This is a genomic window from Paenibacillus sp. FSL H3-0457, from assembly GCF_037981725.1.
GTDB lineage: Bacteria > Bacillota > Bacilli > Paenibacillales > Paenibacillaceae > Paenibacillus > Paenibacillus amylolyticus.
The window spans coordinates 6,161,040-6,172,143 of the sequence record NZ_CP150283.1 but is presented as its reverse complement, the minus strand read 5'-3'; the positions used below and the strand labels follow the sequence as shown (position 1 = coordinate 6,172,143).

The window sequence follows — 11,104 nt, the reverse complement described above, 5'->3', positions numbered from 1 at the left end:
CTTCGAGCGCATGATGACCGGCGTTTTTCATCAGGCTCACGTCTTGCTCCGGCTTCGGCCGGAGTGGGCGTAACCTAGAATCAGGAATTGGTTAAGGAGGGTTGCTCCTTGTTGGACGTCAACAATTTCGAATACATGAAGATCGGGCTTGCTTCCCCAGAGAAAATTCGTTCTTGGTCCCGCGGAGAAGTGAAAAAACCGGAAACGATCAACTATCGTACGTTGAAACCGGAAAAAGAAGGGCTGTTCTGCGAAAAGATTTTTGGCCCTACAAAAGACTGGGAATGTCATTGCGGTAAATACAAACGCGTCCGTTATAAAGGCGTTGTCTGTGATCGTTGTGGCGTTGAAGTAACACGTGCAAAAGTACGCCGCGAACGGATGGGCCATATTGAGCTCGCTGCTCCGGTATCGCATATCTGGTACTTCAAAGGTATTCCGAGCCGGATGGGTCTTGCCCTGGATATGTCACCAAGATCTCTTGAAGAGATTATTTATTTTGCATCATATGTTGTAACTGATCCAGGAGAAACTCCACTGGAGAAAAAACAGCTGTTGTCCGAGAAAGAATACCGCAGCTACCGTGAAAAATACGGCTATGGTTTCCATGCTGGCATGGGCGCAGAAGCGGTTAAAAAATTGCTTCAAGACCTTGACATAGACAAAGAGCTCGAGTTCCTGAAAGAAGAGCTCCGGACTGCGCAAGGACAACGTCGTAATCGTGCAATCAAACGTCTGGAAGTTATCGAAGCATTCCGCAACTCCGGCAACAAGCCAGAGTGGATGATCATGGATGTACTTCCTGTTATCCCGCCGGAACTTCGTCCAATGGTACAGTTGGATGGTGGACGTTTTGCAACGTCTGACCTGAATGACTTGTACCGCCGTGTAATCAACCGGAACAACCGTCTGAAACGTCTGCTTGATCTGGGCGCGCCAGATATTATCGTGCAAAATGAAAAACGGATGTTGCAGGAAGCTGTTGACGCATTGATCGATAATGGTCGTCGTGGCCGCCCGGTAACGGGTCCTGGTAACCGTCCATTGAAATCTCTCAGCCACATGCTGAAAGGTAAACAAGGACGTTTCCGTCAAAACTTGCTCGGTAAACGGGTTGACTATTCTGGTCGTTCCGTTATCGTTGTTGGACCTTACCTGAAAATGTATCAGTGTGGTTTGCCAAAAGATATGGCACTTGAATTGTTCAAGCCTTTTGTTATGAAAGAGCTTGTAAATAAAGGGCTTGCCCACAACATCAAGAGCGCAAAACGTAAAGTTGAGCGTGTAAGTCCTGAAGTATGGGATGTTCTTGAAGAAGTAATCAAGGAGCATCCGGTTCTGTTGAACCGTGCCCCTACGCTTCACAGACTCGGTATTCAAGCATTTGAACCGATTCTCGTTGAAGGTAAAGCAATTCGTCTTCACCCGCTCGTATGTACGGCATACAATGCCGACTTTGACGGTGACCAAATGGCCGTGCACGTTCCCTTGTCCGCTGAAGCTCAAGCGGAAGCACGTATCCTGATGCTTGCATCGGGTAACATTTTGAACCCTAAAGACGGTAAACCGGTTGTTACTCCTTCCCAGGATATGGTGCTTGGTTCTTACTACCTCACTATGGATAACAAGGAAGAAAAGGGCACAGGTATGATCTTGCGTACAGTTAACGAAGCTGTATCGGCATACCAACGTGGTACTGCTGGTCTGCATGCGCGTGTAGCTATTCCGGTTAAGGCGCTTGGTAAAACAAGCTTCACGGAAGAACAACAAGAAGGAATGTTGCTGACAACTGTCGGTAAAATTATCTTCAATGAAATTTTCCCGGCAAGCTTCCCGTATATCAATGATGCGACTCGTGCTAACCTGTACCAAGGTACTGCAGATCACTCATTTGTATATGAAAAAGGTGCTGATCTCAGAGAAGCTATTATGAATGCTCCTCTGGCTGGCGGTGTCGGTAAAGAATACCTCGGCTCCATCATTGCACGTTGTTTTGAAATTTATCACACAACGGAAACAGCCGTTATTTTGGATAAAATCAAACAACTTGGTTTCACATACTCTACACGTGCCGGTATTACGGTTGCGGTATCTGATGTTATCGTTCCTCCTGAGAAGTTTGAAATTCTTAGACAATCTGAGGAAAAAGCACAAATCGTTACGAATCAGTACCGTCGTGGTCTGATTACGAATGAGGAGCGCTATGACCGTATCATTGATATCTGGTCAAAATCCAAAGATGACATCACTGAGATTCTGATGAAGTCCATGGATCGTTACAACTCGATCATGATGATGGTAGACTCCAAAGCACGGGGTAACAAATCGCAAATCACCCAATTGGGCGGTATGCGTGGTCTGATGGCCAACCCATCTGGTCGAATTATCGAACTCCCAATCAAATCGAACTTCCGTGAAGGTCTGACGGTACTCGAGTACTTTATCTCCACTCACGGAGCGCGTAAAGGTTTGGCGGATACAGCCCTGCGTACAGCCGATTCAGGTTACCTGACTCGTCGTCTCGTAGACGTAGCCCAAGACGTAATCGTGCGTGATGATGATTGTGGTACAGATAAAGGCTTTACGGTAAGTCGTATCCAGGATGGTAAAGAGGTTATCGAAGATCTCTACGACCGTATTGAAGGCAGATACTGCTTCGAGACACTTCGTCATCCGGAAACGAAAGAAATCATTGTAGGTCGCAATGAATTAATTGACTCCGATAAAGCAGAAGCGATTATCAAAGCAGGTATTACTAAATTGCAAATCCGCTCCGTCCTCAGCTGCCGTGCAAGTCATGGTGTCTGCAAGAAGTGTTATGGTCGCAACCTCGCGACTGGTAAACACGTGGAGATCGGTGAAGCAGTTGGTATTATCGCAGCACAGTCCATTGGTGAGCCAGGAACACAGCTTACAATGCGTACGTTCCATACCGGTGGTGTAGCCGGAGACGATATTACGCAAGGTTTGCCACGTATCCAGGAGTTGTTCGAAGCTCGTAATCCTAAGGGTCAAGCAACGATCAGTGAAATCGATGGTGTGGTTAAAGAGATTCGCGAAGCGAAAGATCGTCGTGAAATCGAAATTCAAGGTGAAGCGGAATCCAAAGTATACGCCGTTACCTACGGTTCCCGTGTGCGCGTAAGCGAAGGCGCGGAAGTTGAAGCGGGTGACGAGTTGACAGACGGTTCCATTGATCCAAAAGAGATGTTACGGATTAAAGGTATACGTGGTGTACAAAACTACATTCTGCAGGAAGTACAACGCGTATATCGTAACCAAGGCGTAGAAATTAACGATAAGCACGTTGAAGTTATGATCCGTCAAATGCTGCGTAAAATCCGTATCGTAGATGCAGGAGATACAACGCTGTTGCCAGGATCGTTCGTGGATATGCATGAGTACGAAAGAGCTAACAAAATTGCGATTCTTAGTGATAAAGAGCCGGCGGTTGCTAAACCAATCCTGCTCGGTATTACGAAAGCATCCCTGGAAACAGACTCCTTCCTCTCGGCAGCTTCGTTCCAAGAAACTACACGTGTATTGACAGATGCAGCGATCAAAGGTAAAGTCGATCAGTTGCTCGGTCTGAAGGAAAATGTAATCATCGGTAAATTGATTCCTGCAGGTACAGGTATGCACCGTTACCGCAGCATCAAATTTGCTGAGCCAGAAGATGGCCAATCTTCAGTAGAAGAACTTGAGCCAGTTTCGGTTGATTAAATTTATTTCTCCTCATTAGAGGAGAGTGAAAGTTTTGTGCGTCAGGAGACGGACGTTTGTATGATACAGGCGGACGAATCCTGATGTACGTAAACTTTTAAAAAATGTTTTAGGATTAGCATTGACAATGCTTGCGCTAGATGCTAATATATCAAAGGTGCGTGGGCAGCTGATTGTACATGGTTCTATTCGGAGGAATACACAATGTCTAATGAAAAAGCCTTGCAAGATGCTCATGTCAAAATAGGTACCAAACAGACCATGCGGATGGTGCAGACAGGTATGGCTTCTGAAGTCTATGTCGCAGAAGATAGTGATCCGCAGCTTACTTCCAAAATCATTGCTTTGTGTGAACAACACAATGTAAAATGCACGAAAGTGGATACAATGAAAAATCTCGGCAAGGCTTGCGGGATTGGAGTAGGAGCAGCTATGGCTGCTGTCGTAAAATCATAGGGTAAGGAACGTTTTTGTCCGAGAACTTTTAAGGATTCTCCAAGGCAAAAACTTTTCATTTGTCTTTTTATGAACCGCCTGGGTCTGTGGACTTAGTGCAAAGAGGTTTGTAAAGAAACATGAATATTTGAGGAAGGGGGTGGCAATCACATGCCAACTATTAACCAACTGGTTCGTAAAGGACGTCAAGCAAAAGTTGAGAAGTCAAAATCTCCAGCTTTGCAAAAAGGATTCAACGCTTTGAAACGTGAATCTACTAACATCAGTGCCCCACAAAAACGTGGTGTCTGCACTCGTGTAGGTACAATGACTCCACGTAAACCAAACTCTGCACTTCGTAAGTATGCCCGTGTTCGTTTGACGAACCGTCTCGAGGTTACTGCTTATATCCCGGGAATCGGACATAACCTTCAAGAGCACAGTGTGGTATTGATCCGTGGAGGTAAAGTTAAAGACCTTGCAGGAGTTCGTTATCACATCGTTCGTGGAGCTCTCGATACTGCTGGTGTAAACAACCGTATGCAAGCTCGTTCGAAATACGGCGCTAAGCGTCCAAAAGCTAAAAAAGCCTAAACTATTATAGGCAGATAGCCTGAAAGCCTTCTGGTCTAAGTCTGGAAGGTACAGGATCTGCTGAACAAGAAAGAAAGGGGGATATCCATGCCACGCAAAGGTCCAGTTACGAAAAGAGACGTTCTGCCTGATCCGTTATATAACAGCAAGTTGGTTACTCGTTTAATCAACCGCATCATGATCGGCGGAAAACGCGGTGTTGCTCAAAGCATTCTGTATAATGCGTTCAAGTTGATTCAAGAACGTACGGGTAATGACCCTATGGAAGTATTTGAAGCAGCAATCAAGAACATCATGCCAGTCCTGGAAGTTAAAGCTCGCCGTGTCGGCGGTGCCAACTACCAAGTACCAATCGAGGTGAAACCAGAGAGACGTACTGCTCTGGGATTACGTTGGCTCGTGAACTACTCCCGCAACCGCGGTGAGAAAACAATGGAAGAGCGTTTGGCGGCTGAGATCATCGACGCTTCCAACAACACAGGCGCTTCCGTTAAAAAACGTGAAGATACGCACAAAATGGCTGAAGCGAACAAAGCGTTTGCTCACTACCGTTGGTAGGATTCAGTTCACAATAAAAAAACTTCAATTTTGAAGGGAGACCCATTTCATGGCTAGAGAGTTCTCCTTAAAAAATACACGTAATATCGGGATCATGGCTCATATTGATGCGGGTAAAACCACGACAACTGAGCGGATCCTGTTTTACACAGGACGTACGCACAAAATCGGTGAAGTACACGAAGGCGCTGCGACAATGGACTGGATGGAACAGGAACAGGAGCGCGGAATTACGATTACTTCCGCTGCAACTACCGCTGCTTGGAAAGGCCACCGCGTTAATATTATTGATACCCCGGGACACGTTGACTTCACTGTTGAAGTTGAACGTTCCCTTCGTGTATTAGACGGAGCAGTTGGTGTATTCAGTGCGAAAGAAGGCGTTGAGCCTCAGTCCGAAACCGTATGGAGACAGGCTGACAAGTACGGCGTACCTCGTATCGCATATGTAAACAAAATGGATATCATCGGTGCTGACTTCCTGAACGTTGTATCTGACATGCGTGATCGCCTTCAAGCGAACGCTGTTGCGATTCAACTTCCAATCGGCGCTGAAAATGATTTCAAAGGTATCATCGATATCGTTGCACAAAGAGCTCATATGTACAAAGATGACCTTGGTCAAGATATCGAAGAAACCGACATTCCTGCAGAGTTTGCAGATCAAGTTGAAGAACTTCGCAACGAGTTGATTGAGCGCGTTGCTGAACTGGATGAAGATTTGACAATGAAATACCTGGAAGGCGAAGAGATCACAATTGATGAGATCAAAACCGTACTCCGTAAAGGTGTTGTAGATGTTAAGATCTTCCCAGTTATCTGTGGATCCTCATATCGTAACAAAGGTGTTCAACTGATGTTGGATGCTGTTATCGACTACTTGCCAGCTCCAACAGATGTTGCATCGATCACGGGACATCTTGAAGATGGAACTGAAGCAATTCGTAAGTCATCCGATGAAGAGCCATTCTCCGCATTGGCATTCAAAATTATGACTGACCCTTACGTTGGTAAATTGACATTCTTCCGCGTATACTCTGGTGTTCTTCAATCCGGATCATATGTATTGAATGCCACTAAAAACAAACGTGAGCGTATCGGTCGTATCCTTCAAATGCATGCGAACAGCCGTCAAGAAATCACTGTAGTTTACTCCGGTGATATTGCAGCTGCCGTAGGTTTGAAAGATACAGGTACAGGTGATACACTATGTGATGAGAAAAATCCGGTTATCCTGGAGTCAATGAACTTCCCTGATCCGGTTATCGAAATCGCTGTTGAACCTAAAACCAAAGCTGACCAGGATAAACTGGGTGTTGCTCTCGGTAAGTTGACTGAAGAGGATCCAACTCTTCGTGCTCATACTGACGAAGAAACAGGCCAAACGATCTTGGCAGGTATGGGTGAGCTTCACCTTGATATCATCATCGACCGTATGCGTCGTGAGTTCAAGGTTGAAACTACTGTGGGTAAACCACAAGTAGCTTACCGTGAAACATTCCGTGCTCCAGCGCGCGTTGAAGGTAAATTCGTACGTCAATCCGGTGGTCGTGGTCAATACGGTCACGTATGGGTTGAATTCGAACCTCTCGAGCCGGGTACAGGCAGCCAGTTCGAAAGTAAGGTTGTCGGTGGTTCCGTACCAAGAGAATACATTCAACCTGCACTGTCAGGGATTGAAGAGCAAATGAAAAACGGCGTTATTGCAGGCTTCCCGCTTGTTGACGTTAAGGCTACAATCGTAGACGGATCTTACCATGATGTCGATTCCAATGAGATGGCATTTAAAATTGCCGGATCTATGGCGCTTAAAGCGGCTAAAGACAAGTGTAAACCAGTTCTGCTTGAGCCTATCATGAAAGTAGAAGTAACTGTTCCAGAAGAGTACATGGGTGACGTAATGGGTATGTTGAACTCCCGTCGTGGCCGCATCGAAGGTATGGATTCCCGTAGTGGAGCTCAAATCATCCGTGCTAAGGTACCTCTGTCTGAAATGTTTGGTTACTCTACAACTCTTCGTTCCGGTACTCAAGGACGCGGCGTATTCTCCATGGAACTCTCTCACTATGAAGAAGTTCCTAAGAGCATCGCTGAAGAAATCGTTGCCAAAACAAAAGGCACCGAGTAGTTTTCTCACACTGGATGCAAGTGCATAAGAATTAAATTCGGAGCACTTCATTCAGTGAAAACATAAAATTATAATTTTAAGGAGGCCACGTTCAAATGGCAAAGGCTAAATACGAACGTAATAAACCCCACGTTAACATCGGTACTATTGGTCACGTCGATCACGGTAAAACAACTCTGACTGCTGCAATCACAACTGTATTGTCCAAAACTTACGGTGGTGCTGCAATTGCATTCGACCAAATCGACAAAGCTCCAGAAGAGCGCGAACGCGGTATCACAATCTCCACATCACACGTTGAGTACGAAACTGACACTCGTCACTACGCTCACGTTGACTGCCCAGGTCACGCCGACTATGTTAAAAACATGATCACTGGCGCGGCTCAAATGGATGGAGCTATCTTGGTAGTATCCGCAGCAGACGGCCCAATGCCACAAACTCGTGAGCACATCTTGCTCTCCCGTCAAGTAGGCGTACCTTACATTGTTGTATTCTTGAACAAATGTGACATGGTTGAAGACGAAGAGTTGTTGGAATTGGTTGAGATGGAAGTTCGCGACCTTCTTAACGAATATGAGTTCCCAGGTGACGATACTCCAATCACTCGTGGATCCGCTCGTGAAGCTCTGGCAAACCCAGATGGCGAATGGGCTCAAAAAATCGTTGAGATGTTCAAAGAGATCGACACTTACATCCCACTGCCTGAGCGTCAAACTGACAAGCCTTTCTTGATGCCTGTCGAGGACGTATTCTCCATCACTGGTCGTGGTACTGTTGCTACTGGCCGTGTAGAGCGTGGTACTGTTAAAGTCGGCGAAGAGATCGAAATCGTTGGTATCACTGAAGAAACTAAAAAATCCGTTGTAACAGGCGTTGAGATGTTCCGTAAATTGTTGGATTCCGCTCAAGCGGGTGACAACATCGGTGCATTGTTGCGTGGTGTTGACCGTACTCAAATCGAGCGTGGTCAAGTACTTGCAAAACCAGGTTCTGTTAAGCCACACACAGAATTCACAGCTCAAATCTACGTTCTGACTAAAGAAGAGGGCGGACGTCACAAACCATTCTTCACTGGTTACCGTCCACAGTTCTACTTCCGTACAACTGACGTAACAGGCATCATCAACTTGCCTGAAGGTACTGAAATGGTAATGCCTGGTGATAACATCACTGTTACTGTTTCCCTGATCTCCCCAATCGCGATTGAAGAAGGAACTAAATTCTCCATTCGTGAAGGCGGACGTACAGTAGGTGCCGGTTCCGTAGCATCTATCCAAAAATAATTCGGCTTAACGCTGAATAAAGCATATGTAACAGTGTACTGGAACGAGTAACATTGTATTGTAACGAAGCTTCGGAAGAGTTCTTTATCCGACATCGGATAGAGAACTCTTTTATTATGTTTAAAGTTCGGAACCTGCGTCATACGAAATGAACATCATTTACGTGTTTAGAAGGATTGGCAAGGCAGCCTGGATATTGAAGATTAACACTGCAATAAACGAAGTCATTTCATCAGAAAAGATAAGTTTAAATGTTTTTCTTAAATATGCTTGCAATACGCCTATCTTTTCTATATAATAATGAATGTTGTTCTGTGACGTTGCGATGATGTGAGAGGTTACTGGCACACCCGGCCCCTTTGCCATGGGAGAGTGGCTAGAAAATTTTCACGGAGTATGTCCGATAAAAAATTGGGCGATAGAAGGAGGGACTAAAATGGCAAAGCAAAAAATTCGTATTCGTTTGAAAGCTTACGACCACAGAATTCTTGATCAATCCGCGGAGAAAATTGTTGAAACAGCAAAACGTTCGGGTGCTGGTGTATCCGGTCCGATTCCGCTTCCTACTGAAAAACAAATCATTACTATTCTTCGTGCGGTGCACAAGTACAAGGATTCTCGGGAACAATTCGAACAACGTACACATAAACGTTTGATCGACATCGTTAACCCGACTCCACAAACTGTGGATGCCTTGATGCGCTTGGATCTGCCGTCCGGTGTAGATATCGAAATTAAATTGTAATATAAGCTACAACAAAGACCATGTATAAAGGAAAAGAGGTGTCAACATGAAAGCAATCTTAGGAAAAAAACTCGGAATGACTCAAGTATTTACTCCTGAAGGTAACGTCGTTCCAGTAACGGTTATCGAAGCAGGCCCTTGTGTTGTTTTGCAAAAGAAAGACATTGAGAACGATGGCTACGAAGCAATTCAAATCGGTTACTCCGATAAGAAAGAGAAAAATGCTAACAAGCCAGAAGCAGGTCACGCTAAAAAAGCGAACACTGCCCCTAAGCGCTACGTTCGTGAAGTTCGCGGTATCAACATCGCAGAATATGAAGTTGGCCAAGAACTGAAAGCTGACATTTTCGCTGAAGGCGAATTCGTTGACGTAACGGGTATTTCTAAAGGTAAAGGTTTTGCCGGCGTTATCAAACGTTGGGGACAAAGCACTGGACCTATGTCACACGGTTCGCGTTACCACCGTGGCCCTGGTTCAATGGGTTCGATCCAAGCTAACCGCGTTCCTAAAGGCAAACGCCTGCCAGGACACATGGGACATGACACTATTACAATTCAACGTCTTGAAGTAGTTAAAGTAGACGCTGAGCGTAACGTGTTGCTCGTGAAAGGTTCCATTCCTGGACCGAAAAACAGTCTCATTAGAGTTAAAGAAACGGTGAAAAAATAACCACTGAAGAAAGGAGGAACACAAAATGCCAAAAGTATCAGTTTACAATGTAGATGGTAGCCAAGTAGGCGAAGTTGAATTGAATGATGCGGTTTTCGGAATTGAGCCGAACCAACACGTTCTGTACGATGCAGTTCTTATGCAACGCGCTTCCCTTCGTCAAGGTACCCACAAAGTAAAAGGACGTTCTGAAGTTCGTGGCGGTGGACGTAAGCCTTGGAAACAAAAAGGTACAGGTCGCGCTCGTCAAGGTTCAATTCGTTCACCACAATGGAAAGGCGGCGGTATCGTATTTGGTCCAACACCACGGAGCTATGCGTATAAACTGCCTAAAAAAGTTCGCCGCTTGGCGATCAAATCAGCCCTTTCATCCAAAGTGCTTGACAATGACATTATCGTTTTGGACGCTCTCACGTTGAGTACGCCTAAAACTAAAGAATTTGCAGCCATCTTGAGTAACCTCAAAGTGGGACGTAAAGCTTTGATCGTAGCTCCTAGCTATGATGATAATGTAGCTCTTTCCGCACGGAATATTCCAGGCGTGAAATTCGTAGCTGCTGACGGTATTAATGTTCTTGACGTGCTCTCGCACGACAAATTGATCATTACGAAAGAAGCAGTTCAGAAGGTAGAGGAGGTGCTCGCGTAATGAAGGATCCTCGTGATATTGTAAAACGTCCGATTATTACGGAACGTACTGCTGACATGATGAACGACTTGAAATATGTATTTGAAGTCGATATCCGTGCAAACAAAACCGAGATCAAAAAGGCAGTAGAAGCTATTTTCAATGTAAAAGTGAAAAACGTGAACACGCTTCGTGTTCCAGCTAAGCCGAAACGGTACGGACGTTATTCCGGATATACTAGCGAATGGAAAAAAGCGTTTGTAACGTTGACAAAAGACAGCAAAACGCTTGAGTTCTTTGAAACTGTATAATTGAATTTTTGAAGTAAGGAGGGAAA

General features: G+C 45.3%; 10 protein-coding genes. All 10 read left to right on the top strand.

Annotated elements, in window-relative coordinates:
* Nucleotides 1–108: 108 nt before the first annotated feature.
* Nucleotides 109–3,723 carry a DNA-directed RNA polymerase subunit beta' gene (rpoC, locus tag MHH25_RS27305; RefSeq protein WP_036607173.1) on the top strand — a complete coding sequence of 1,205 codons (3,615 nt, stop codon included), beginning with the start codon at nucleotides 109–111 and terminating at the stop codon, nucleotides 3,721–3,723.
* 204 nt (nucleotides 3,724–3,927) lie between these two features.
* The gene (locus tag MHH25_RS27300; protein ID WP_036607175.1) at nucleotides 3,928–4,179 is read left to right on the top strand and encodes a ribosomal L7Ae/L30e/S12e/Gadd45 family protein; all 252 of its coding nucleotides are present in this window, start codon (nucleotides 3,928–3,930) and stop codon (nucleotides 4,177–4,179) included.
* A 150-nt stretch (nucleotides 4,180–4,329) separates the two neighbouring features.
* Nucleotides 4,330–4,752 carry a 30S ribosomal protein S12 gene (gene rpsL / locus MHH25_RS27295; RefSeq protein ID WP_017692070.1) on the top strand — a complete coding sequence of 141 codons (423 nt, stop codon included), beginning with the start codon at nucleotides 4,330–4,332 and terminating at the stop codon, nucleotides 4,750–4,752.
* 87 nt (nucleotides 4,753–4,839) lie between these two features.
* Nucleotides 4,840–5,310, top strand: a complete 471-nt coding sequence (gene rpsG / locus MHH25_RS27290) for a 30S ribosomal protein S7 (RefSeq protein WP_017692071.1) — start codon at nucleotides 4,840–4,842, stop codon at nucleotides 5,308–5,310.
* Between the two features lie 49 nt (nucleotides 5,311–5,359).
* The gene (gene fusA / locus MHH25_RS27285) at nucleotides 5,360–7,438 is read left to right on the top strand and encodes an elongation factor G (protein ID WP_036607177.1); all 2,079 of its coding nucleotides are present in this window, start codon (nucleotides 5,360–5,362) and stop codon (nucleotides 7,436–7,438) included.
* A 95-nt stretch (nucleotides 7,439–7,533) separates the two neighbouring features.
* Nucleotides 7,534–8,724 (top strand): elongation factor Tu, encoded by a 1,191-nt coding sequence (tuf, locus tag MHH25_RS27280; protein WP_017692073.1) that lies wholly within the window; start codon nucleotides 7,534–7,536, stop codon nucleotides 8,722–8,724.
* A 436-nt stretch (nucleotides 8,725–9,160) separates the two neighbouring features.
* Entirely contained in the window at nucleotides 9,161–9,469 is a 309-nt protein-coding gene (gene rpsJ, locus MHH25_RS27275) for a 30S ribosomal protein S10 (protein ID WP_017692074.1), read from the top strand.
* A 46-nt stretch (nucleotides 9,470–9,515) separates the two neighbouring features.
* Nucleotides 9,516–10,139 carry a 50S ribosomal protein L3 gene (gene rplC / locus MHH25_RS27270; RefSeq protein ID WP_017692075.1) on the top strand — a complete coding sequence of 208 codons (624 nt, stop codon included), beginning with the start codon at nucleotides 9,516–9,518 and terminating at the stop codon, nucleotides 10,137–10,139.
* 25 nt (nucleotides 10,140–10,164) lie between these two features.
* Complete coding sequence (rplD, locus tag MHH25_RS27265; protein ID WP_017692076.1) at nucleotides 10,165–10,788, top strand: 50S ribosomal protein L4; 624 nt, start codon at nucleotides 10,165–10,167, stop codon at nucleotides 10,786–10,788.
* A complete protein-coding gene (gene rplW, locus MHH25_RS27260; RefSeq protein ID WP_017692077.1) occupies nucleotides 10,788–11,078 on the top strand; it encodes a 50S ribosomal protein L23 in 291 nt (96 codons plus the stop codon). Before rplD ends, rplW begins: the two co-directional genes overlap by 1 nt.
* Nucleotides 11,079–11,104: the final 26 nt, after the last annotated feature.